Source organism: uncultured Psychroserpens sp. (assembly GCF_947494225.1).
Classification (GTDB): domain Bacteria; phylum Bacteroidota; class Bacteroidia; order Flavobacteriales; family Flavobacteriaceae; genus Psychroserpens.
On the sequence record NZ_CANLUG010000009.1, the window covers coordinates 131,231 to 155,976 of the forward strand.

Annotated in this window: 24 protein-coding genes; 16 read left to right on the forward strand and 8 right to left on the reverse strand. The window is 33.2% G+C overall.

Translation table 11 applies throughout. The features are described from left to right. Window positions 1–90 precede the first annotated feature (90 nt). Both Q0893_RS17845 and Q0893_RS17850 read left to right on the forward strand, forming a co-directional pair. The gene (locus Q0893_RS17845; RefSeq protein ID WP_298904127.1) at window positions 91–2,238 is read left to right on the forward strand and encodes a M3 family metallopeptidase; all 2,148 of its coding nucleotides are present in this window, start codon (window positions 91–93) and stop codon (window positions 2,236–2,238) included. 83 nt (window positions 2,239–2,321) lie between these two features. Continuing rightward, the gene (locus Q0893_RS17850; RefSeq protein WP_298904125.1) at window positions 2,322–2,750 is read left to right on the forward strand and encodes a hypothetical protein; all 429 of its coding nucleotides are present in this window, start codon (window positions 2,322–2,324) and stop codon (window positions 2,748–2,750) included. Window positions 2,751–2,757: 7 nt separating this feature from the next. On the opposite strand, the gene Q0893_RS17855 is transcribed toward Q0893_RS17850, so the two are convergent. Both Q0893_RS17855 and Q0893_RS17860 read right to left on the reverse strand, forming a co-directional pair. After that, window positions 2,758–3,369: a trimeric intracellular cation channel family protein gene (locus Q0893_RS17855; RefSeq protein ID WP_298904123.1), complete on the reverse strand. Its 612-nt coding sequence runs from the start codon at window positions 3,367–3,369 to the stop codon at window positions 2,758–2,760. Window positions 3,370–3,513: 144 nt separating this feature from the next. After that, window positions 3,514–4,269: an RDD family protein gene (locus tag Q0893_RS17860; RefSeq protein ID WP_299278270.1), complete on the reverse strand. Its 756-nt coding sequence runs from the start codon at window positions 4,267–4,269 to the stop codon at window positions 3,514–3,516. A gap of 23 nt (window positions 4,270–4,292) precedes the next feature. Here Q0893_RS17860 and Q0893_RS17865 point away from each other — a divergent pair, with 23 nt between their 5' ends. From Q0893_RS17865 to Q0893_RS17920, 12 genes are all read left to right on the forward strand, one after another. Then, window positions 4,293–5,270 carry a stage II sporulation protein M gene (locus tag Q0893_RS17865; protein ID WP_298904120.1) on the forward strand — a complete coding sequence of 326 codons (978 nt, stop codon included), beginning with the start codon at window positions 4,293–4,295 and terminating at the stop codon, window positions 5,268–5,270. Continuing rightward, a complete protein-coding gene (locus Q0893_RS17870; protein WP_299278273.1) occupies window positions 5,257–6,195 on the forward strand; it encodes a hypothetical protein in 939 nt (312 codons plus the stop codon). Before Q0893_RS17865 ends, Q0893_RS17870 begins: the two co-directional genes overlap by 14 nt. Further along, window positions 6,188–6,946, forward strand: coding sequence for a DUF4129 domain-containing protein (locus Q0893_RS17875; RefSeq protein WP_299278275.1), 759 nt, complete (start codon window positions 6,188–6,190; stop codon window positions 6,944–6,946). The genes Q0893_RS17870 and Q0893_RS17875 overlap by 8 nt, the downstream gene beginning before the upstream one ends. Continuing rightward, window positions 6,943–8,139 carry a DUF4350 domain-containing protein gene (locus tag Q0893_RS17880; RefSeq protein ID WP_299278280.1) on the forward strand — a complete coding sequence of 399 codons (1,197 nt, stop codon included), beginning with the start codon at window positions 6,943–6,945 and terminating at the stop codon, window positions 8,137–8,139. Before Q0893_RS17875 ends, Q0893_RS17880 begins: the two co-directional genes overlap by 4 nt. Before the next feature lie 2 nt (window positions 8,140–8,141). After that, the gene (locus Q0893_RS17885; RefSeq protein WP_299278283.1) at window positions 8,142–9,233 is read left to right on the forward strand and encodes a MoxR family ATPase; all 1,092 of its coding nucleotides are present in this window, start codon (window positions 8,142–8,144) and stop codon (window positions 9,231–9,233) included. Between the two features lie 56 nt (window positions 9,234–9,289). After that, a complete protein-coding gene (locus Q0893_RS17890; RefSeq protein WP_298904109.1) occupies window positions 9,290–9,769 on the forward strand; it encodes a hypothetical protein in 480 nt (159 codons plus the stop codon). A gap of 17 nt (window positions 9,770–9,786) precedes the next feature. Next, complete coding sequence (locus Q0893_RS17895) at window positions 9,787–11,118, forward strand: DUF58 domain-containing protein (protein WP_298904107.1); 1,332 nt, start codon at window positions 9,787–9,789, stop codon at window positions 11,116–11,118. Window positions 11,119–11,198: 80 nt separating this feature from the next. Beyond that, window positions 11,199–11,717, forward strand: coding sequence for a contractile injection system tape measure protein (locus tag Q0893_RS17900; RefSeq protein ID WP_299278289.1), 519 nt, complete (start codon window positions 11,199–11,201; stop codon window positions 11,715–11,717). 46 nt (window positions 11,718–11,763) lie between these two features. Beyond that, a complete protein-coding gene (locus Q0893_RS17905; protein ID WP_299278292.1) occupies window positions 11,764–12,783 on the forward strand; it encodes a phytanoyl-CoA dioxygenase family protein in 1,020 nt (339 codons plus the stop codon). A gap of 51 nt (window positions 12,784–12,834) precedes the next feature. After that, a complete protein-coding gene (locus tag Q0893_RS17910) occupies window positions 12,835–13,395 on the forward strand; it encodes a TetR/AcrR family transcriptional regulator (protein ID WP_298904101.1) in 561 nt (186 codons plus the stop codon). A gap of 65 nt (window positions 13,396–13,460) precedes the next feature. Continuing rightward, the gene (locus Q0893_RS17915; RefSeq protein ID WP_298904099.1) at window positions 13,461–14,207 is read left to right on the forward strand and encodes an SDR family NAD(P)-dependent oxidoreductase; all 747 of its coding nucleotides are present in this window, start codon (window positions 13,461–13,463) and stop codon (window positions 14,205–14,207) included. Window positions 14,208–14,374: 167 nt separating this feature from the next. Beyond that, the gene (locus Q0893_RS17920) at window positions 14,375–14,794 is read left to right on the forward strand and encodes a DUF2141 domain-containing protein (protein WP_298904097.1); all 420 of its coding nucleotides are present in this window, start codon (window positions 14,375–14,377) and stop codon (window positions 14,792–14,794) included. A gap of 78 nt (window positions 14,795–14,872) precedes the next feature. Here Q0893_RS17920 and Q0893_RS17925 read toward each other — a convergent pair whose 3' ends face one another. The 3 genes from Q0893_RS17925 to Q0893_RS17935 form a co-directional block, all read right to left on the reverse strand. Continuing rightward, the gene (locus Q0893_RS17925) at window positions 14,873–17,173 is read right to left on the reverse strand and encodes a TonB-dependent receptor (protein ID WP_299278297.1); all 2,301 of its coding nucleotides are present in this window, start codon (window positions 17,171–17,173) and stop codon (window positions 14,873–14,875) included. Then, window positions 17,170–18,096, reverse strand: coding sequence for a FecR family protein (locus Q0893_RS17930; RefSeq protein WP_299278300.1), 927 nt, complete (start codon window positions 18,094–18,096; stop codon window positions 17,170–17,172). The genes Q0893_RS17925 and Q0893_RS17930 overlap by 4 nt, the downstream gene beginning before the upstream one ends. A 61-nt stretch (window positions 18,097–18,157) precedes the next feature. Then, complete coding sequence (locus Q0893_RS17935; RefSeq protein WP_298904090.1) at window positions 18,158–18,670, reverse strand: RNA polymerase sigma factor; 513 nt, start codon at window positions 18,668–18,670, stop codon at window positions 18,158–18,160. 131 nt (window positions 18,671–18,801) lie between these two features. Between Q0893_RS17935 and Q0893_RS17940 the strand changes: the two genes are divergently transcribed. After that, window positions 18,802–20,289, forward strand: coding sequence for a hypothetical protein (locus Q0893_RS17940; RefSeq protein WP_299278303.1), 1,488 nt, complete (start codon window positions 18,802–18,804; stop codon window positions 20,287–20,289). 89 nt (window positions 20,290–20,378) lie between these two features. Here Q0893_RS17940 and Q0893_RS17945 read toward each other — a convergent pair whose 3' ends face one another. Further along, window positions 20,379–20,858, reverse strand: coding sequence for a Dps family protein (locus tag Q0893_RS17945; RefSeq protein ID WP_298904086.1), 480 nt, complete (start codon window positions 20,856–20,858; stop codon window positions 20,379–20,381). Between the two features lie 103 nt (window positions 20,859–20,961). Between Q0893_RS17945 and Q0893_RS17950 the strand changes: the two genes are divergently transcribed. Then, the gene (locus tag Q0893_RS17950) at window positions 20,962–21,900 is read left to right on the forward strand and encodes a LysR substrate-binding domain-containing protein (protein ID WP_298904084.1); all 939 of its coding nucleotides are present in this window, start codon (window positions 20,962–20,964) and stop codon (window positions 21,898–21,900) included. A 55-nt stretch (window positions 21,901–21,955) separates the two neighbouring features. Here Q0893_RS17950 and Q0893_RS17955 read toward each other — a convergent pair whose 3' ends face one another. Next, window positions 21,956–22,153, reverse strand: coding sequence for a hypothetical protein (locus tag Q0893_RS17955; protein WP_230937252.1), 198 nt, complete (start codon window positions 22,151–22,153; stop codon window positions 21,956–21,958). 184 nt (window positions 22,154–22,337) lie between these two features. Continuing rightward, window positions 22,338–24,659, reverse strand: coding sequence for a T9SS type A sorting domain-containing protein (locus Q0893_RS17960; RefSeq protein WP_299278308.1), 2,322 nt, complete (start codon window positions 24,657–24,659; stop codon window positions 22,338–22,340). Between the last annotated feature and the right edge of the window lie 87 nt (window positions 24,660–24,746).

A 24,746-nucleotide genomic window follows, 5' to 3' on the forward strand; every position in this document is an offset into this window, starting at 1 on the left:
TTTTTTTAGATTCGATTTTAACACATTTACAACGATTTAGGTCGTCATTTTTGAGTAACTTCAAAGACTTAAAACCAATACAAATTTCTAATGATTTCAAAATCCCTAAAAACTACGATTATATGTAGTTTAATTCTCTTTGCTAGCTGTAAAGAAGACACCAAAACAGAAGACAAAAAACTTATGAGTGACAATCTATTATTACAAGAATGGACTGGACCATACGAAGGCGTGCCTGCTTTCGATAAAATGGATGTAAAAGACATCAAAGAAGCCATAGAAACAGGAATGGAAATTGGATTAAAAGATGTTGAAGCTATCGCTAATAACGAAGCATCTCCAACCTTTGAAAATACCATTGCCGCACTTGAAGCCTCTGCAGATGAACTTAATCATGTCTTTACTTATTATGGTATTTTAAGTAGCAATATGTCTTCGCCAGAATTTAGAGATATTCAAGGCGAATTAGCTCCTAAACTATCTGAGTACAGTTCAAAAATTTCACAAAACGAAAAGCTATTTCAACGTATCAAAGCAGTTTATGATGCTTCTCAAAAAACACCATTACCTGCTGATCAACAGCGTGTAGTCGATTTAACGTATAAGCGTTTTGAAATGAATGGCGCCAATTTAGATGAAGAAAAGAAAAAGCGTTATGCCGAAATTAATAAGGAATTATCTTCGTTGTACACTAAATTTTCGAATAACGTACTTCATGATGAAGAAAACTATATCACGTATCTCAATAAAAATCAATTAGGTGGATTGTCTGAATCTTTTATCAACTCGGCCGCAAAAATAGCTGCAGATAATGGTCAAGAAGGAAAATATGCCATTACCAATACTCGATCTTCAATGGATCCTTTTCTTACATATTCTACCGAACGTGATTTAAGAAAAATAGTTTGGACAAATTATTATGCTCGTGGTGATAATGGAGACGAATACGATAATAATAAAATTATTGCTGATATCTTAAAATTACGTAAAGAGCGCGTTGCCCTATTAGGTTATGATAATTATGCCGAATGGCGTTTACAGGATCGTATGGCCAAAAACCCTAAGAATGCAATGGATCTCATGATGGCAGTTTGGCCTGCTGCAATTGCACGTGTAGATGAAGAAGTTGCAGATATGCAAGCCGTTGCCAATGCTAATGGCGACAATATTACTATTGAACCATGGGATTACCGCTACTACGCAGAAAAGGTAAGACAAAAAAAATATGATTTAGACAGTGATGAAGTTAAGCAGTATCTACAACTTGATAAACTAACTGAAGCCTTATTTTATACAGCTGGACGCTTGTTTAACTACAAGTTCACACCTGTTGAAGAAGGTAAAGTTCCTGTCTTTCACGATGATGTTAAAGTTTGGGAAGTTACAGACAAGGCTACTGGAAAGCATATTGGTTTATGGTACTTGGATCCTTTTGCTCGACAAGGTAAACGTTCTGGTGCTTGGGCAACAACTTACAGAAGTTACACTTCATATCAAGGCGAAACCAATGTATTAGCTTCAAATAATTCTAACTTTGTTAAACCTGCTCCTGGTGAAGCTGTATTAGTTTCTTGGGATGATGCCGAAACCTTTTTCCATGAATTTGGTCACGCGCTTCATTTCTTTTCAAGTAATGTGAAATATCCAACATTAAATGGAGGTGTTAGAGATTATACGGAATTTCAATCTCAACTTTTAGAACGTTGGTTATCTACAGATGAAGTTATAAATCAGTTTTTAGTACACCATAAAACAGGAGAGCCTATTCCTGCTTCACTTGTTGAAAAAATCAAAAAAGCATCTACTTTTAATCAAGGTTTTGGTACCACAGAATATTTGGCTTCTGCGCTTATAGATATGAAGTTGCACCTTGCAGACCCAACCAATATAGATATCGATAAATTTGAGCGCGATGCGCTTGCCGAATTAGACATGCCAGACGAGTTACCAATGCGTCACAGAACTCCGCATTTTGGTCATGTTTTTTCTGGTGAAGGTTATGCCACAGCATATTATGGTTATATGTGGGCAGATGTCTTAACCAGTGATGCTTCGGAAGCATTTAGAGAAGCGCCAGGTGGATTCTATGATGAGGAAGTAGCCGATAAGTTGGTGAAATATCTATTTGCTCCTAGAAATTCAATGGATCCTGCCGAAGCCTATCGTCTCTTTAGAGGTCGTGATGCCAAAATTGAAGCATTAATGCGCGATCGTGGGTTTCCTGTACCAACAGAATAATTACATTCCGCACCTTTTATCACATCGTTTGTGATAAAAGGTGTGATTTAGAAGTAACAGAACCGTTTTAAAAACCAGATGACATGCGACTATACTATATTTTTATATGCTTACTGTTAATTCTTGGTTGTAAAAACTCAGAAGAAAAAAATAAGGTTCCAATTTCCGAAGAACAGTGTATCAAGACTATTTTAGAACAGGATAGTATTTTAGGGAATATTAGAAACCATGCTACCGAAACCCTTTCGCTTAATACAACAATAACGAACTATACTGACAGTTTAAAGGATTTAGACTTTAATTATTGCCCAGACGACTTTAGTAACGCCTTTCAAACCCATATAGACGCTTGGATTGCTATGAAAACGGTAACTGACAATTATTCTAATTTAAGAGGTGAAATGCACGATGTCTTTGATCAAATTGAACTAAGCAAGGATTCTGTAGCCTTTAAAACAAAATTAAAAGCTATTTGGGACACTTGGAAAACCATAGAAGAACGACAACAGTAATTGGGACCTATTCTTCCTTTTTATACAAACTTGGCAGGCTAATTTTAAGTTTTACAGCAAGAAGTCTAACGATAATCACAATAAGTCCGGCGATAACAAAAATAAAATTAGTATCAGCAACAAATTCACGAAGTAAGAAATATGCTAAACCGCCCAATATACAAGCTGTTGCATAAATTTCTTTTCTGAAAATCACAGGTATTTCGTTACATAAAATATCTCTTAAAACGCCTCCAAAACTTGCGGTCATTGTTCCTAAAGCAATACAAATAATAGGATGCAAGCCAGCTCCCAAGCCCGCCTCAATACCTACAACTGTGTATAATCCAATACCAATAGTATCAAATAAAAAAAGCGAACGTCTTAAATAGCCTATCTGTTTCTTAAGGACAACAGCAAAAACTGCAGATGCTATAATCACATAAACATAGGTCATATTAGTCATCCAGGATACTGGAGTAACACCAATCATAATATCGCGAAGTGTACCTCCTCCTACTGAAGTAACAAAGGCTATAATGAGCACACCAAAAGCATCCATGCGCTTATCTAATGCCACTAAAACTCCAGAAATAGCAAAGGCAATAGTTCCTAAGATATCAACGACTTGAAAAAACATAATACGTTCTTTTTCTTTCTACAAAAGTAAGTTGCAAATTTGGTATATCCTTGGTTAAGTTAATTTATTTAGGAGTGTCATAGAACAGTATCAGACAAGTCTTTCAAGCACATTTAATGAAAATCAGAACATAACGGTCTGTTTTTACATTCTTTGAGTGTAGTAGTTATAATCTTTAAGTATCGTGTCTATAAATTCAATATCACTAGAATTGAAATCTTTAATTTCGACAACTTCAATAATCTTTTTTCTCAATTTAATGAGTGTTTCATAATCTTTAGAAGCCCTAGCTTTTACAAAAGTTTCTTTAATGATTCTTGCATCATTATCTGAGAGTTTAATAACATTTGGATACTTAGGCGTATACGCCTCGTCAAGTTCTTCAAGTATAGTATGGCTAATATTAATTTTATTCTTTAATGTAATTACAGAGGTTCCTGCTGTCATATCTCCAAAGCGCTGACTTCGTTTACTTAAAACAACGGTAATTAACGCTACTACAGATCCAAAAATAGGTCCAATCAAGTTTAAATCAACAATCCTAAAAATCCAGCGCACAAAGAAATCACCAATTCCAGCTTGGTAACCATCTATTTTTACCACTTTAATTTTAATAATTCGCTTACCAATAGTTTGACCATCCAATAAAGATTCAAACAAAAGCGTGTAGCACATTACGGGTAATAAAAAACACATATAAATTGCCCTTTGCGACCAATAATCCATATCGGCAATTGCATCGTTCCATTCAAATACATTGAATACAATTTGAAATGCCACAACGATATAAGCAATTTTAATAACCCAATCTATGGTGTAAGCCAAAATGCGCTCACCAACACTTGCTGCGACGAAGGTTATATTGACGTTTTGTGTCGTATTTATTTGTAACTCTACCATTAATTGCTTTAATTTGAATGCGTATGAGAGAAGTTGCATTTATCAAACAAAATAAAGAAAAATGGCTCAATTTTGAAAAAGCTATTTTTGGAAAAAGTCTTAAAAATCCTGATGAATTAGCATCACTTTATGTTCAGTTGGTAAATGATTTGTCTTACGCTCAAACTTACTATCCCAAAAGTAAAACAATTCTTTATTTAAACAACCTAGCGGCCAAAGCTTTTCAAAAAATTTACAAGACAAAACGGGAAGACACTAATCGCTTTGTGCATTTCTGGAAAGTTGAAGTTCCACTTATTATTTACGAATATAGACGTTATGTTCTATATGCATTCATCATATTCTTGAGTTTTGTTGCTATTGGTGCTCTTTCTGCTGCCAACGATGATTCGTTTGTGCGCCTAGTTTTGGGGGACGGTTATGTGAACAGTACTTTAGAAAACATAGAATCTGGAGACCCTGTTGCGGTTTATAAAAGTGGCAGTAATTGGGGAAGTTTTATTGGAATCACTCTTAATAACCTTCGAGTAGGCATGCTAGCCTTTGTTCTGGGTATTACAGGTGGATTAGGTACGGCATTTGTTATGCTCGAAAATGGCATTATGTTGGGATCATTTCAATATTTCTTTTATCAAGAAGGGGTGCTTTGGGAAAGCGTTAGAGGGGTTTGGATTCATGGTGCTATGGAAATTTTCGCTATTGTTATAGAAGGTGCCGCCGGATTAATACTTGGCGCAAGTATTCTTTTTCCTAAAACATATTCTCGATTAATATCTTTTAAAACAGGAGTGAAAAATGGTATTAAAATTTTAATAAGTACATTTCCTTTTACTATCGCAGCAGGTTTTTTAGAAGGCTATGTTACTAGGTATTCTAATACAATGCCTAATTGGTTGTCTGTTGGAATCATTTTATTCACCTTAAGTCTCATATCATACTACTATTTAGTTTATCCTTTTATAGTGAACCGAAAAAGAAAACAAGCATATGCAATTATATAAATCAAGAGGGTTTGGTGAATTTTTCCAAGACACCTTTTCATTTTTAAAACAAAATGGAGGACATCTCTTTAAAAACTTCTTTATTATCAACGGGATCTTCCTGATTATTTTAATGGCAATGAGCTATTTTTCAGGTAAATTCTATACAGACATACTTTTTAGCGGCCTTAATGGTACATCCAATGTTATTGATGACTATTTAAATCAAAATGGGGCAATGTTCTTTTTGTTTGCCTTTCTATTTATTGTTATTGGTTTAATTGCAGGTATCATTTCATATTCATTTATGCCAATATATTTAAAGTTATATGCTGCGCATAATGGGAAACACTTTTCGGCATCAGATATTATAAATGTTTACAAAGATAATATTGGGAAAATGTTAATTTTCCTGGTGTGTGGTATACTTATTGCCATTCCCCTTGCCATATTTTTGGGCTTATTAGCTTTTGTACTGACCATAACATTAGTTGGTATTTTAGGATTGCCGCTTCTTGTTGGTGGTGTAGCCTTATATTATCAAGGCGCTTTAATGGAATACTTTGATAATAAAAGAGGCATTTGGGAAAGTTTTGGCTATTCATGGAAATTAATGAGTTCCAAATTTTGGGCAGTTGTTGGTTGTGCTGGATTATTTTATGTCATGAGTTATATTATTCAATATATAGTGGCACTTATACCCTACATTTTTGGGATGTTAAATCTATTTACTGATATTCAGCCTGGTGTTAATCCAGATCCCGAAGAAGTTAGTAGATCCTTAACTGTTATGATGCTTATGGTATCGATGCTTACCTTTATTGTGAGCACGTTTCTGGGTGTGATTATGCAACTCAATCAAGGTGTTATTTTTTATAGTCTTAAAGAAGATCATGAAAATATTAATACTAAAAGTGACATTGACTTAATTGGATCTGGTGAGTAGATATATGTACTTACATATGATCCTTCTTCTCTTTGGAATAACTTACAATTCCAATGCTGCCACTTTTGAGGATTTATCAGGTTTTAAAACAGTTCAGGATTCTGTATATATTGATGTTGATCCAATAGATAAACGCGAGTATACTGACCTCAAGGACAAATACGACAGTAGCGAGTTCATCTATGAACGTACAGCCAAAAACTCAGGTTGGTGGACCCGATTTAAACAATGGCTCTCTGACGTTTTTAGAGATCTTTTCAATATTAATTCTGATGCCAAAGCAGCCGATATTACAGATGTCATACTTAAGATATTTTATATTGTAATTGTTTTGCTTGTCGTCTTTTTTATTGTTAAAGCAGTACTAAATAGAGAAGGCAGCTGGGTATTTGGAAAATCATCAGACAAGAGTATAATTCCGGTCACAGATGTAGAAAACAACATCTTCGAAACCAATTTTGTAACGCTTATAAAAGACGCAGAGCATAACAACAATTATAGATTGGCGATTAGATATTATTACTTGTGGTTACTTAAGACACTTTCAGAAAGCGAAATCATAGATTATGATGTAGAAAAAACCAATAGTGATTACTATAACGAAATAAAAAATGAAAGCACTAAAAAAGAGTTTTCATACACATCATACTTATACAACTATATATGGTATGGTGAATTTGATATTGACAATACACGGTTCAATAAGGCAAAAACTGCATTTACTCACTTTTTAAATTCGATTAAGAAATGAGTAAAACATTAAAAATATATCTAGGGATTTTAGCACTACTATTAGTGGGATTAGCGGCTGTTGAATTTTCTCGACCAAGACCTATAAATTGGAAAAAAACCTATAACGAAAAACATAAAATCCCTTATGGAACTTTTATATTTTATGAAGAGTTAAGTACTCTATTTCCTGATAGCGAAATAGAAAACATTAGAGCAACACCATACGAGTTTTTCGATAATCTTTATAGTTGGAAAGACAGCGTGTATTTGACATCAGGAACATATATGATCATTGACGAATACCCAAATATTGATGGAACCTCTGCTCAAGAATTATTAGACTTTGCATCCTATGGCAATGACATATTCATGTCTAGCAATTACTTTCCAAATAAGTTACTAGATTCTTTAGGTTTCAAAATCAAAAACGATTTCGACTTTGAAGGGCAATCTCAATTCTCATTTAGTAACCCTGCGCTCAAAAATGATTCAATTACTATTGAAAAAGGTTTAAGTAATATTTATTTTTCTGAAATAGACACCTCATATACTACTGTATTAGGTTATCAAAAATTTGATGATTCAGAGCATGTAAATTTTATAAAAACATCTTGGGGAGATGGTTATTTTTACTTGCACTTGCAACCAACGGCATTCACTAATTATAACCTTCTTAAAAAATCAAATCGTAAGTATGCATCAGCAGTTATGTCTTATTTAAAAGACGACACGATTTATTTTGACTCAAGAAATAAAACCAGACAAAGTTTAAATGACTCTAAATTGCGCTTTATATTTAGCCAACCTGCCTTACGTTGGGCCTGGTATACCGTACTTATAGCAACGCTACTATTTATGATATTCAATGCTAAAAGAAGGCAGCGTATTGTAAACATAAAGGTACCTCTTAAAAACACAACGGTAGCCTTTATAAAAACAATTGGTAATCTTTATTATGAAACCAAAGACCACAATAATTTAATTGAGAAAAAAATTACGTATTTCTTAGAGTATATACGCAGAGTCTATTACCTAGAGACTCAAATTTTAGATGATAAATTTGTGAAAAACTTATCTTTAAAATCTGGTAAAGAAGAAAGCGACGTTAAAAAATTAATTAATCAAATTGTACATTTAAAAGCCAAGACAACTTGCAATGAAGGTGATTTGTTAAGACTAAATAAAGCTATAGAAGATTTTTATACCAAATAATTATGGAAGATATAAACGACAACAAAAACGAAGATTTAACTCCTAAGCACGAGCATTCTGAAACATCATCGGAAAATTCTAATACATCACCAATAGATGACCAATCTTTGCCAGCTGAAACGGATATTAGTTTTAAAAATCGTATTGATTTAAGTGAACTACAAGAAGGCATTGCTCTTATTAAAAATGAAATAGGCAAAGTCATTGTTGGTCAAAAAGGGATGATAGACATGCTCATTGCTTCCATTTTAGCCAATGGACATTCACTCATCGAAGGTGTTCCTGGTGTAGCCAAAACCATTTCTGCTAAGTTATTGGCAAAATCTTTAGCTATCGATTTTAGTAGAATTCAATTTACGCCAGATTTAATGCCTAGTGATATTTTAGGGACTTCCGTTTTCAACATGAAAAACTCGGAATTCGAATTTAAAAAAGGCCCTATTTTCTCCAATATGATTCTTATTGATGAGATTAACAGAGCACCTGCCAAAACACAAGCTGCTTTATTTGAGGTTATGGAAGAGCGCCAAATTACTATCGATGGTCATACATTTAAAATGGAATTACCTTTTATCGTTTTAGCCACGCAAAACCCCGTTGAGCAAGAAGGCACCTATCGTCTACCAGAGGCTCAGTTAGACCGTTTTCTATTTAAAATAGACATCGATTATCCTAACGCAGATGAAGAAGTTGAAATCTTAAATAGAGAACAAAACTTGAAAGGCACCCTTAAAACAGATCAGGTAAAAGCGCATTTAAGTCGTGCTCAAATTAGTACATTTCAAGGTTTGGTAGAACAAATCATTATTGAATCGCATCTTATTAAATATATTGCCGATATTATTGTGAATACACGTAGTAATCCATTTTTATATCTAGGTGCTTCACCAAGAGCTTCAATCGCTATTTTAAAGGCAAGTAAGGCTTTTGCTGCTATGGATGGTAGAGACTTTGTGACTCCAGAAGATATCAAGCGTGCAGCAATCCCTGTGCTACAGCATCGTGTTATTGTAACACCAGAACGAGAAATGGAAGGCGTTACTACCAAACAAATTATAAAACAAATCATAGAAGCTGTAGAAATACCACGATAAGACTAATGGAACAAACACAACATTGTAAACTTTGTGATCATAAAATCGTTGATTATATGACAGGTACACTCTGTGGTTTAACTGGTAAAAAACCTGATTTTCAGGATAAGTGTGGTGTTATAAAATTAGAGTCCGAATTCAAAGAACAAATAGAAAAAGTAAATATTGAATATGAAAGCGTTCTAAAAACAAAAACTGATACGATTGGACATATTATCATGTACTCTGTTATAGCTCTTGCCCTGTTTATTGGAGGTTTTCTTATCGGGAAATATGTTTTCGATAGAGGTGTAATTTCAACAGTTCCTTTAATTATTATGGGCATCGGATTAGGACCTTTGGCCATTGCATTTGCACCATTGAACAAATACTTAACCGATTTAAAAATCGCTAAGAAGAAAAAAGACACTTTAGATACTTTATGTGGTAAGTATGGTTATCATTACGACATTAATATTGTACACCATACAGATAGCCTAGGAAACAAGTCATATGACACCAAACTAAATATTAGAAAAACAAGTAACACGTACTAAAAAAACTATTAATCAATTTGAAACGCACCAAACCTTTTTACTTACAAAATCGATTCTTTTATGCTTGCATCGCTATTATAGTGTTGTTTGTACTGAGTTTCATATTCCCTAGAGGTTTTGCGATTGTAAAATTATTGGTACTTCTTCTTGTGGCCCTTACCCTTTTAGACACTATTGTCCTATTTGCGGCTAAAAATGGTGTTATAGGTAGGCGTGTGCTCCCAGAAAAGTTTTCAAATGGGGATGAGAATCCAATACATATCATTATCAACAACTATTACACGTTTAATGTTAACATCACGATTATTGATGAAATTCCAGAGCAATTTCAGGTTAGAGATTTTAATATCAAACGACAACTAGAAGCCTCTAGTACGTCAGAAATAGAATATAGATTACGACCTGTTGAACGTGGTGAATATCACTTCGGAAAATTAAATATCTATGTTACTTCGGTCTTTGGTTTAATTGCACGTCGCTTTACTTATAATGACAAAGCTATGGTACCAACCTACCCTAGTTTTATGCAATTACGCAAATACGACCTTCTTGCTATTAGTAATAATTTACACCAATATGGTATAAAAAAAATACGTAAGATTGGGCATACCATGGAATTTGAACAAATCAAAGACTATGTTTTAGGTGATGATTTACGTACCATAAATTGGAAGGCAACAGCTAAACGAAATCAACTCATGGTAAATCAGTTTCAAGATGAAAAATCTCAACCGATATACTCTATAATTGATAAAGGTCGTGTTATGAAGATGCCATTTGACAGACTCACACTTTTAGATTATGCCATTAATGCTTCGCTAGTCATTTCTAACGTCGCCTTAAAAAAACAAGATAAAGCTGGAATTCTTGCCTTTTCAAAAAAGGTTGAAAATATTGTTGTCGCCGAAAAGCGTACATCTCAAATGAATCTCATTTTAGAAACCTTATACAACGTTAATACCGATTTCTTTGAAAGTGACTACAGTAGACTCTATGCTGATGTTAAACGAAATATCACACACCGAAGTTTAATGCTATTGTATACTAATTTCGAAACTTTAGATGGTTTACACAGACAACTACCCTATTTAAAAGGCATTGCTAAAAGTCATCTATTGGTGGTCATTTTCTTTAAAAACACCGAGCTCAACCACATAATTACAGAAAAAGCAGAAACAGTGCAACAAGCCTATGACAAGGTTATTGCCGAAAAATTTGCCTTTGAAAAACGACTCATTGTGAATGAGCTTCAAAAATATGGTATTCAATCTATTTTAACATCTCCTCAAAATCTAACGATTGATACCATTAATAAATATCTGGAAATTAAAGCAAGAGGTTTACTTTAATGCTCATAAACCTTTACCATCCAAATAACCAATAACGGCAAAATATTTTACCTTTATAACAATAGTCAAAACAGGTTAGAATGGTAAATGATATTTCAGAATTACATTGCAACAACGCTGGGTTAATTCTTTGCCATCCATTTCTTATTGAATTGTTTAAAGCAAATGATTATTTAGATGCGCGTCATTGTTTTAAAAATACTGACAACCAAATACGCGCTGTTCTATTATTAAATTTCATGGCTAATGGAAAAGACTATAATCTAAATTCATTAGATTTAATCATCCAAAAGTTGCTCTGTGGTATGCCTATCAACCATACATTACCAGACCACATAACATTATCAACTACCGAAAAAAAGTCGGCATTAGAGTTACTCGAAGCCCTAATAGGACATTGGAAGAGCCTAAAGCAATCAAACGTCAATGTATTAAGAGATCAATTTTTGCGTCGTCCAGGTTTGCTAAGGTTTAACAATACCTGCGAATTAGCTATTCAAAATAATACGATTGATATTTTACTAGATAATGTACCATGGGATATCAATAGGATTACATTGCCTTGGCTACCCAAAATGATTCTAGTAACTTGGAGGTGACATTTGTTTTAATAATTACTTTAGACAACCTAATATACATATATCAATGAAAAAAAAGCAAACTAAAATTTCCAAGGTACAAGAGCAAGGAACTCTCGGTATTGCTTATTTAAAAACCATATGGTCATCTACTATACTTAAAAAACAAGGTATACAGAATAAAAATATAGAACTAAAACACAATTATGTAACAGCAGTGTTCGATGCGCTTGGTATTGGTATAGAACCTACGTTCAAATACATTTACGAACAGTCACCTTCATTCGAGTCCTTTGAAAATTGGGTTAGAGACCATGGAAATTTATCATCAGAAATGATTGCTATGGTTAACGTTGCAATCCTAGGTTCAGAATCAGAGGTTAAGAAAACACCATATGAAGACGCTATACTAGACGATAAAGCCATAGCACATTGGGAAAAAGAAGGTTATGTTATTATTCCAAACGCTATTTCTAAAACAGATTGTAAAGCAAGTTTGGATCTTATATATGGGGTATTAGAAATTGACCCAAACAATCCAGAAACCTGGTATAACGATCATCCTTTAAAGCAAGGTATAATGGTGCAATTATTTCGTGATCCTCAATTGGATAAAAATAGGTTTTCAAAGAAAATTCATTCGGCCTATAAACAACTTTGGAATCGCAATACGTTAATTGTGAGTAATGATCGCGTGAGTTTTAATCCTCCTGAAAATGAAGACTACCAATTCCCAGGTCCTAATTTGCATTGGGACGTAAGTTTAAAACGCCCTATCCCTTTTGGACTTCAAGGCTTACTCTATTTAACAGATACACCAGCAAACCAAGGTGCTTTTACCTTAGTACCTGGCTTTCATAAGAAAATAGACCAATGGTTAGAGCATTTGCCAAGCACAGTAAACCCTAGAACATCTAACTTACAAGAACTAGATTCGAAACCCATTGCTGCAAATGCTGGTGACTTCATCATTTGGAACCAGATGTTACCACATGGCAGTTCTCCAAATACTGGGACAAAACCAAGAGTAGTTCAGTATATTAATTACCAACCTATAGATAGAGAGATAGCAAACGAGTGGATATAAAAAAAACAGACAAGTCTGTCTGTTTTTAAAAAATTTGTATATCTTTGTCCTATGAAACATGCTTTAGTTAAAGATCATATCATACAAACCGCTTCTCATTTATTCTATCAAAATGGATATAACCTAACTGGAATTAATGAAATCATTAAAGAAGCTGGTATCGCTAAAGCAACACTTTATAATCATTTTAAGTCTAAGGAAGCTATTTGTGTGGCCTATCTTCAACACAAAAACAGCTTATTTATTGAGGAGATAAAAGTCTTTGTTGATGCTAGACCTTCTGGAAAGAATCGCATATTGGCACTGTTCGATTATTTAGAGGCGTTTTTTAACTCAAAAGAGTTTAACGGTTGCTGGTGTATTAATACAATTTCTGAAATCCCAAAAGAAAACGTCCATATCAGAGATGAAATATTAAAGCAAAAACAAGTCTTGATGCGTTATATTTCAGAATTAATTAATAACAACCTAGATACGAGTTCGGAAGAACAAAGTAACGGCATGGCAAAACAAGTGTACCTATTATATGAAGGTGCTGTATCTGAAAGTTATCTACAAAATAATATATGGCCTATCGAGTCGGCCAAAACCATATGCAATCAACTATTATAAAGTTAAAAAAAATTAAACTAAAAAAGACAGACTTGTCTGTCTGCAATTAAACACAAATCTCAATTATGAAAACATTTCAAAACAAAACAGCACTTGTCATTGGAGGAACCAGTGGTATCGGTTACGAAACAGCACAACACTTATTAAATGAAGGTGCAACAGTACATATTGTAGGTAGGTCTACAGGAAAAGTACCAGACCAGGCCCAACTCATAAAACACACTATCGACATCACAGAGACCTCAGAAGTAGAAGCACTCATCTCAAAAATAGAAGACTTAGACAATCTCGATTACCTTGTAAATGCCTCTGGTATATTTGGTCCAAAGTCATTTCTAGATCATACAAAACAAGATTATGATTCTTATTTGGATCTTAACAGAGGTTTTTTCTTCATCACTCAGTCTGCCGCACGAAAAATGAAGGAAACCTCAGGAGGTTCTATAGTTAATGTAGGTTCAATGTGGGCAAAGCAAGCTGTAAAAGCAACGCCATCATCAGCATATTCTATGCAAAAAGCTGGCTTACATTCATTAACACAGCACTTAGCCATGGAATTGGCCGATTATAACATTAGAGTTAATGCTGTATCTCCTGCTGTAGTGCAAACACCTGTTTATCATGGTGTTTTTGGCGGAAAAGAGGAAGCAGAAAAAGCATTAGAAGGGTTTAATGAATTTCATCCTATTGGTAGAAATGGTACACCACAAGATATTGCAAACAGTATAACATTCTTACTATCTGACAAAGCTTCGTGGGTTACTGGAGCCATTTGGGACACTGATGGCGGTGTTACTGCAGGACGAAATTAACACACTCTAAATCAACAAAAAAGGCACATCAATTTTAATCGATGTGCTTTTTTTTTTACAATTCAGACATAAAAAACGACGATTCGGTTAGTCTCTTTATGCAAAGTCTTCATTTCGTTTGATATTTGACTCATCAATAACAAACAAACCATTTAAAACATCATATCATGAAAACTTTATTTTTATCAATCGCACTAACATTAGTATCAACTTTAGGTTTTGCTCAAGACTCAAAAGGACAAACCATAACGGTAACCATTGAAAATGCTAAAAACGATACAGGGAAATTATTAGTATCCTTAAACACAAAAGACACGTTTATGAAAGGTCCGGGAATTCAAAATGCCGAATCTAAAATTAAAGACGGAAAAGCAACTATTACTTTTGAAAATGTAGCACCTGGAGACTATGCCATTATGGTATTGCACGATGAAAACGAAAATCAAAGAATGGATTTTGAAGACAATGGAATGCCAAAAGAATCTTACGGAATGTCCAACAATCCAAGAAGCTTTGGTCCTCCAATTTATGACGATGCCAAATTTACCTTAGCCAACGACGCTATTAAATTGTCTATCAGATTTTAATATAAATTTCATCAATCAATCAATCAATCAACCAGTTAGTTAATTAAGAAAAGAACCTTAATAAGGTTCTTTTTTTTTTTACCAATACATTCTGAATAAAATATTTGGTGTAAATCCAATAGAGAATCTATCTATGGTTTCGATTTCAGAATTAAAATCGTTGTTGCCTCGATATTCTCTACTAATGAGATTTTTATTATTGTAAACGTTTCGTATAGAGAATCCAATTTTGGCTCTTAATTGACTTTCTGTAGAAAATTTAAACGCATAAGTGGATGATATATCCAATCTATGATAATTTGGCAATCGTTCTGTATTAATACCATTGTTAAACTCCAAACCATCTACACCATTTGTAGAAGCTGTATATGGTTTTCCCGTTTGCCATCGCCACCCTAAGGCCACTTGAAAATTTGATAATTTATAACTAAGCGATGTTGTAACGGCGTGTCTTACATTAGATCTAGAATCGAAATACTGATCATTATTCAAATTTTGATACTTACTTTCAGAATTATTAAAAGAATAACTAACCCAAGAATTAAAAGCCCTAAATCGTTTTCTCAGAAAAACGTCTACACCATAAATTCGCTGTTCTCCTAAATTAAATTGACTGTTATTCGGATTAAGAAACCCAAATGAAAGTGCTGTAATATCATCTAGTGTTTTATAATAATTATCCACATCTAAGGTCCAACCGTTTTTTGTATATATAAATCCGGCAGAAACTTGCTTACTTTTAATTATTGGAAACTCCCGACCATTGGCTAATCGCCAAACACGATTTTCTAAAGATAAATCACTAATTATGGTCTCATCTATTTCGCTAATCACTTGATTCTTAATTTCTCCTGAAATTTGAATCTTTATGTTTTTGAATAGCTGTTTATATAATAACAACCTAGGTTCAATCCTAACAGTTTCAAGTTCCTCAAAATATGATGCCCTTATTCCCAAGGATACATCAAAGAGTTTCGAATTTTTATAGTTGTAATTACCATAAAGGGCATGAGATTTCACAACCGTTTTATCTTCATCTAAAACAAACTCTAAGTTGGTTGTATTTAAAAATGCATAGCCAACATCCTTTAATGAGAATTGATACCCCAGAGTTGCTGTATTTTGCGTATTTATTTGTTGTGTAAACTCTGTGGAAATACCAGAATCGAAAATAACATTTCGCTTTTCAAAGTCTGACACTTGCGTTTCATTTTCCGAGGTAATAAAATTGTAATTCAAATTATATTCTGAAAAATAAGCAGATGTATTTTGACTTAGCCTAGAATTCCATTGCTTGTACCAACCTACACCATAACCATAATTTTTAATAGACATTATATCATTAAAACTTTCATTGGTATTAGAATCTCCAACCGTATAATTAAGTTGGTTGTCTATTGAAATTAAACTTGCATACAGACTATTATTAGTATTTGGTTTGTAATTCAGTTTGATATTATAATCTAAAAAACTAAAATCATTATCGGGGTTGTCTCCATCTTCTATTTTGGTGCTCTCAAACACTTTATCTGCAAGTTTATCGAAAGTATAAGATTGATAAAGGCCAGTATAACTTGATCTAACGGACGCCTGAATACCCAGTTTATTTTTAATAATTGGCATATCAATGAAGGCATCGCCATTAATACCATTAAACCCAAATTGTGCACTCATTCGGTTTTCAATGGAAGATGTCGTTTTCATTGAAATCACACTAGAGGCTCGTTCGCCATAGCGCGGATGAGAGCCTTTATTTATAAAAGTAATCGCTTTGGTAGCATTTGGATTAAACGGAGAAATCATTCCAAAGAGATGTCCTTTATGATAGATATTAATACCATCCCAAATTAATCTATTCTGATCCATCTTACCGCCTCTAACCAAAAAACCAGAAGCTGTTTCATTTGGACTAACAACTCCTGGTAGTAATTGAATACTTTCTAAGACATCGGGTTCTGTGAGACCCGGCAAAATTCCTAGGCTTTTGGGACTAATTTCATAGGACCCGTCTCTCCGTTTGGATATCCCTTTGGTGAGATAACTATTAATAATAATTTTTTCAAGTTCTTGAACATTGACTTGAGTTTCAGATTTATTAACGATAATATATCTGTTTGCTATAATTTCAAACGTTAAGCCCGTTTGCGCTTCAATAGCTTTAAGAACTTGTTTTAATGTTCGCTTTTCTTTTTTTAAACTAACTGTTTTCTCTTTTATAACGGCATCTTTATATGAAAATCGTACGTCATAAATATCTTCAATAAGATCAAAAGCAGTTTGAATATTTTCAGTTTCAAAATTGATGTAAAACTTAGCCTCTTCTTGCGAAAAGGCTAAAACAGGTAGAATTAGTAAAATGCAGTTAATCAATTTCTTCACTTTGTGCTCAAATAGATGTTTCCTTTTTCTTTTTCAACGTATCTTATTTGTAGAGATTTAAACACTGTTTTTAAAGCTGTGTCTAAGTCACTGTGAGTAAAACTACCCGTATAAATTATAGTTTTATCAATATTTTTAGCCTCAATAACCACATTAAACTGTGATTCTAATGCCGAAATAACATAGTTTAATGGTACACTTTTAAAAGTACTTTCTCCGTGTATCCATGTTGGATCTGCTTCTGAAGTTTCCCATGTTTCTAAGCCATGGCCATTAATTCTTCTTACAGAATATGTTGGCAACAAGACGTGAGTTTCACCTTTAGATAGGACGCTCACTTTTCCTTCAAAACAAACCACTTCAAATAAATCGCTTACTGAGTTAACATTAAATTGCGTTCCTAAAACTTTAACTTCCCCATTGGTAGTTACAACAGTAAACGTGCTTCCTTTTTTTACTTTAAAATAAGCCTCACCATCTAGTGTCAATGTTCTATTAGAAGCCCAATCATCTTCATTATATGTCAATGTAGACTTTGAGTTTAAAATAACTTCAGACCCATCTAATAATGCGACCGTTTTATATTCGCCATAGTTAGTTTCTATCGTCTTAACATCATCTCCTAAAGTAAAAAACAATCCAAAAAACAACACAATAGAGGCAGCAATGCCAATAAACCAACTATTCGTATTTAATTGACGAACCTTGGTATGTTTTTGAGAAATTCGATCTGAAATTTTAGCAAAAGAATCATCGATAGACCCTTCTAATCTCTCATGAGTCTCTATTCCTTTTTTTAGTTTTAAATAAGAATTAAACTCTTCTTCTGTCACCAAAGCTTTCAGTGCATCATTAGAAAGTTCTCCTGCTAACCATTTAGCCAAGAATGTCTCGTTATCGTTATGTAAATCTTGTTGTTCCATGCGTATTCTAATATAAAGACAATTACAATTAATAAAACCCTACCGTAAATGTTTATTTTTTTTAAATATTACCAATCTCCTCCCTAATGACCACCAAAGCCAGGTGCATTCGTTTTTCTACAGCTTTTATTGAAATATTTAATTGTTGAGCAATATCTTTATATTTCTTTTTTTCAATTCTATTTAATAAAAACACCTCGCGTTGCTTATCTGGCAGACCATTGATGGTTCGATCTAGCTTATCCATAAATTCCTTTTCTAACATGATAAACTCTGGAGATTCATTAGTGGTTTTATGAATTAAACCTTGTTGGTGTTTTTTAATAACATTTTCATGTTTCACCGAATTTAAAAATGTATTTGACGCGACTGTATACAGATAACTCTTCACCTTATCATAATTTACCTTTTCACAATTATCCCAGAGTTTAATAAATGTCTCTTGTAGAATATCTTCGGCCTTATCTATATCTTGAGTTTTGAAAAATATAAACCGTCTTAGATCTTTCGCATACGTTTTATAGATGGATTCAAAAGTTTCAGAATGACATATTTTATGTTGATCTTTAGGCATTATTTGGTTTGAAAGTGAATGCATCAAAACTAAATAAAAAAAATTTAGAGTGAAAAGTAGGGTATTTTTTTTGACAGTTGTCTTAGTTATGATTGATCGACAAAAACATATTTAATCTAAAAATTGCTATGATGAAAAATTTCAAATTATTTCTTTTAAGTTTCGCTTTAATTGCGAGCGTTTTTACGTCATGTACAAATGACGAACCAGTAATTGAAGAACAAAACATAGATGAAAGTGCGTCTATTACAACGTCTTTATCTCAGTTGAGACTTCAATTCAATTCTCAAGGAAATATGATTCCTACAGAAAACCCTACCGGAAATATCGTTTTCGATTTCTGTTTTGACTTTGTATATCCATTGAACCTTTCTTATAATAACGGAACTACTGTGGCTGTAAATAGTCTTGAAGATCTAGTTGAAGTTTTAATAAACTCTACAGACGATTTATACATTAATGGCGTTGCATTTCCTTTTGATGTAGAAACTTATAATGACGATTCTGATGCCATTGAAGTGGTAACAATTAATAATGAAGAAGAATTTGCAGATTTATTAGATGACTGTGATTTTGACGAACAAGATTGTGAGTGTTTTGAAGACTACAACCCTGTTTGTGTTGAAGTTGTGGCTCCAGATGGCGAAACATTTTTAATGACTTACCCGAATGCATGTTATGCAGAGTGCGATGGATTTACTCAAGAAGATTTCGCCGAAAACTGTGAAGAAGATTACAATTGCCCTGGTGGAACAGATTGTTTTACATTTAATTTCCCATTAACAATTATCACAGATGACAATGTTGAAATTACTGTAAACTCACAAGAAGAACTAGATACAGCATTATACGACGCTTACTATTTTGATTTTGTTTACCCATTTGAAGTAACATTAGCTGAAGATGAAGAAGTTGTTACTGTAAACAATGTTGAAGAATTTGAAGATATTTTAGAAGATTGTTTTGGCGACTATGAAGGAGGTAATGAATGTGATGAGTGTTTTAACGAAGAATTTGATCCAGTATGTGTTGAAATAGAAACAGCTACAGGAGAAATAGAAACAGTTACATTCCCTAATGCATGTGTTGCAGAATGTGAAGGATTTAATGAAGAAGACTTTGTTGAGTGCGATGATACAGAAATCCCATGTGAAGAATGTTTAGATGAAGAATTTGATCCAGTATGTGTTGAAGTTGAAGAAGGAGGTCAAGTCGAAGTTATCACATTCCCTAATGCATGTGTTGCAGAATGTGAAGGATTTACTGAAGACGACTTTGTTGAATGTGAAGATATAAACAATCCTTCTGATTGTTCTGAAGATGATATAGAAGATTTTTTAATTGAATGTGAGTTTTGGACAGTAACAATTGGAGATCAGGAATACATTTATGAATTTGGAGCAGATGGAACCGTAAATGTTACTATCAATAACGACTCTGTAACATCTGGTACATGGGAAATAGTAACTACACCAACAGGAGCTGTAGGTGCAGCAGTAAATACCAACTCAGGTAATTTCGCAAGCGAATGGTTATTCTTTGGATGTGATAATCCAGAAGGACCTGAAGTTGTAAGTACAGCAGAATGGATTACAAATATTGAATCTGGTTGTGAATAAAATTTGGTTGAATTTTTGAACTTGATTATAAAACCCTTTCGAATTGATTATTCGAAAGGGTTTTTTCTTTTACTTAAATGTTTGGGATCCTATACACTTTCACCCAACCATGCTTTCATCATCCAAACTGTTTTTTCTTGTTCTGTAATGAAATCACTCATCATAGAATTCGTTCCTTCGTCTTGAGCGTTGCCAGAGTCATCTAGAATTTGACGTTCTATTTTTAATAATTCGGTTAAAGAAGCAACAATAAGTCTTACGGCTTTTTCATCTTCTGAAATGTGCCTTCCTACAGGAACTTTGGCCGCTTTCGTGTAATCTTCGAACGTATGTAATGGTGTTGCCCCTAACGTTAAAATACGCTCTGCAATCTCATCTACTTTTACATTGGCATCAGTATACAGCTCTTCAAATTTTACGTGTAAATCAAAAAAACGTTTTCCTCTTATGTTCCAATGAATACCTCTTAAGTTTTGATAATAAATTTGAAAATTTGCAAGAAGATAATTCAAATCTCCTGTTATCTTTTTTGTTTTCTGGGTATCTAAACCTATACTATTTAGTGTCATATCTTCTATTGTTTTTGTTTATGCAAATTTATTTTATAATTAATTGAATTGATTATAGTTTTTATAAATAGTTTTTATATTTTTATAGTCTAAATGAATAACTATGACAATAACACAACTTCATTATGTGTTGGCTATAGCCGAACATAAGAACTTTACTAAAGCCGCAGAGAAGTGTTTTGTAACCCAACCAACACTAAGCACGCAAATACAAAAACTTGAAGATGAGCTAGATATACTTATTTTCGATAGAAGTAAAAAACCTATTGAACTTACCGACGTTGGTAAAAAAATAGTACAACAGGCCAAAAATATCGTTGACGAATCAGATCGTATTCAAGATATTGTAGATCAACAAAAAGGATTTATTGGAGGCGAATTTAAAATTGGTATTATTCCAACAATAATGCCAACGCTCCTGCCAATGTTTCTAAAAACTTTTATAAAAAAGTATCCAAAAGTTAAACTTAAAATTGAGGAGCTCACTACAGAAGAAATTATCACAAGAATTGCAGATGGTCATTTAGATGCAGCCATTGCCGCAACCCCCTTAGAACATGATACTATAAAGGAACGTGTGCTATACTACGAGCCATTTGTTGGCTACATTCCAGACGATCACAGGTTAAAAGACAAGAAAAAAATTGACGTTTCAGATTTAGACATTAACGACATGTTACTTCTAGAAGATGGTCATTGTTTTAGAGATGGCGTTATCAATCTATGTAAAGCATTTAAAACTCATGAAGACGATAAATTTCAGTTAGAAAGCGGTAGCATAGAAACGCTAGTAAAGTTATCTAACGAAGGGCTAGGGATGACACTCCTACCCTATTTAAATACACTCGATTTAAATGAGAAAATGTCTAATAAGTTACATCATTTTAATGCACCTTCACCTGCTCGTGAAGTGAGTATTATTTATCACAAAAGCGAATTAAAAATGCAAATTATTGATGCCTTGCACAACGTCATATCTGGTATTATTAGAGGCGCCATAGCATTTCAAAACGTTGAAATTATTAGTCCGATAGCTAAATAAAAAACTATCTAAAAACTACTAATTCTAAAAAAAGCGACTCGTAAGTCGCTTTTTTTTATTCATTTAATAAGATTAAACATTGATCTAATTCTGGGTTCTGTAAGATTAAAGATTTAATATAAATCTTAAGCTCTTCAATTTCGTATGGTAATAATCTTTGAAGTGCCTTTTGTAATTCTTTACAGAACAATGTAGCGTCGAAACTAACTTTATTAAGTACAGTTTTAGTGTACTCAAACATTGCTCTTGCCATTCTTTAATTGGGTTTAGGGTTTAAAAAAAGTAGATTTGTTTTATAAGCGTTTGATTTATTATTACATTCTAAATGTAGTGAAAAAATCGGTTCACTTGACGAAGTAATAAAAAAATTAACAGCCAATTATATGTTAAAAAGATGGGTCATTTTATTTTAAAAACACCTCAACGCAAGTGCAGCTCTAGGATTTTATGAGTTTTAAAGTTCTTGTTTTTGTACTAGAATTCACTTTTAAAAAGTACACACCTTCGGTAAGTTGACTTAAGTCTAATCGTGTTTGATTCGTATTTAAAACAACATTTAATACAGTTCTTCCATTTAAATCATAAATCACTGCTGTATTTAAAACCTCAGTACTTTCTATATTTAGTAGGTCATTCACTGGGTTTGGAAACATTGAGATTGCCATGACCTGATGATCTGGAATACTTAAATTCTCTTCAGCCACGTCTGTTGTATAATTATTAGTAATAATTGGTGCATTAAAATCGAAATAAATCTCGGCCTGATTAGAAAATTGATCGCCTAATACCAAGCTCTCTAAAGTTTTTATTTTGAAAAGGACATAGCCATCATTATTGGCATCATCAAAAGGCAGATTAATGTTTTCAAAAATAAACTCCACAATATTATTCTCATTAATTCGAGTATAATAGGCATGACTTCCATCTAATGGCACCAAGGTATTGATATCAAACTTTGTAGGATCTATATCATCCTTAACCACAATGTTTGTGGCATTGGCCGTTCCTAAATTTTCAAAACGAATAAGATAGTGTACGTACTCACCAACGCGTTCAGGTAAAATAAATTCACCTTCTAAGCATCTTATATCATTAGGGTCGAATGAATTGACTACAATTTGCTTTAAACCGAAATCATTATTATCGGGAGTCTCGTCACCTGTAATAGGGTAAATAAAGGCTTCAAAATTGAGCTCGTCATCTAAGTTAAGTGGAAAATCAATATCCGTAGGTGTGTTTAGGGTAAATGTAACTACAATCTCTCTAGACTCAAATGGCGACAGGTCTGTATAATTCCAAGACAACACATTATTAGTATGAGACATTTCCGAAGGTAAAGATGATACATATTCCATATAATGACTATCGAAACTGTAATCAAAATCTACAGAGCCAGACACCAACGTATTCCCCACATTCTTATAAACAACTTTATAGGTTGCATCAAAACCTGGAATAGCCTCAGTTAGTGGTACAATAAAAACCTCTAAGTCATTATGAACACCATTAGGTGTAATACAAAAATCTTGATTAAACGGACTCATTTCCGAAGGAAAGCTAACCGTTAAAGGGCTTGGCGTACTAAAATAAGTTGGGTTTTCTATAACTGGTGTTAATGTATGCATCCCTTCAGAAAGAGGAATACTATAATTCCCAGAAGGATTTGAGATATAAGTACCAGTATTTGTTCCATCTGAAATATTAAACTTCAAACTCGGATACAGATTATCATTACTGTCACAACCATCAGAATTAGCATCCAATTTATTTTCTCCACCAATAGTATAAAAACTTCCTCCTGGAGTAAATGAACAGTACGAATTGATAACAGGATTATTATTGGTTTGAGGATCAAATTCAGCCACTATTGCATCTAATTCGTTATCATCGGCACAAATATAATCCGCATAGAGAAAATACATATAACTTGCTTCAGCTGTGGTACCATTTTTTATATTAAGAATACTAGTGTAAACAGATTGCAAATAGAGTATGTTAAGATTAGGGCTATTACTAAGGTCTAGCTCAGAAAAATTAACTTCCTCTGCTTCCACACGTTCTAGATTTGGGCAATTGGTTAAATCCATTTCCAAAATACCAATATGATAGAATAGATTAATATTCTTGATATTGGAGTTTTGACTAAAATTTAGTTGTGAAATTCCAGTATTATAGAGAAAGATGGTTTCTAAATTGATATTATTAGAAATATCTAGTTCAGTAAAATTATCTGCTATCTCTATACCTAAGTACTTTAAATTGATAAAATCACTTATATCAAGAGTCGTAATGTAAAACGCTTGGTTTAGAAAAACACGTTCCATATCAGGGCAATTACATGAATCAAAGTCTACAGTATTTATAGTACTCCCTTCGGTTAAATACCCCAGTTCAAACTCCTTTAAACTAGGCAAATTGACCATGCTTAAACTAGGTAAACCAACATAAGTCAGGTCAAATATTTCTAAATTCGGTAAATTTTGAATAGTTAGTCCAGAAGTAAAATGACTATAAGTAATTTTAAGGTCTATAAGATTTATAAAACTTTCTAAACCCACTATAGATGAAATGTTACTAACTTCTAAAGATGCTACAGCCTCAGCCTCTGAAATTTGTATCTCGTCATCACCATTAGTATCAATTGATGGCGTATAGTTGAGTAATTGATTCTTAAAATTAGTATCAGGAATACTCACAATTTGGCCATGACTAGCGACACCTGAAATTAGTACAATAAGAAAAAAGAAAACGTTTTTCATAATTTAATAGTTTGATTGACGATCTATTAATAGGATGTTTAAAATACAAAAAGGTTGCGTCCAAAACACAACCTTTTTAATCATTTT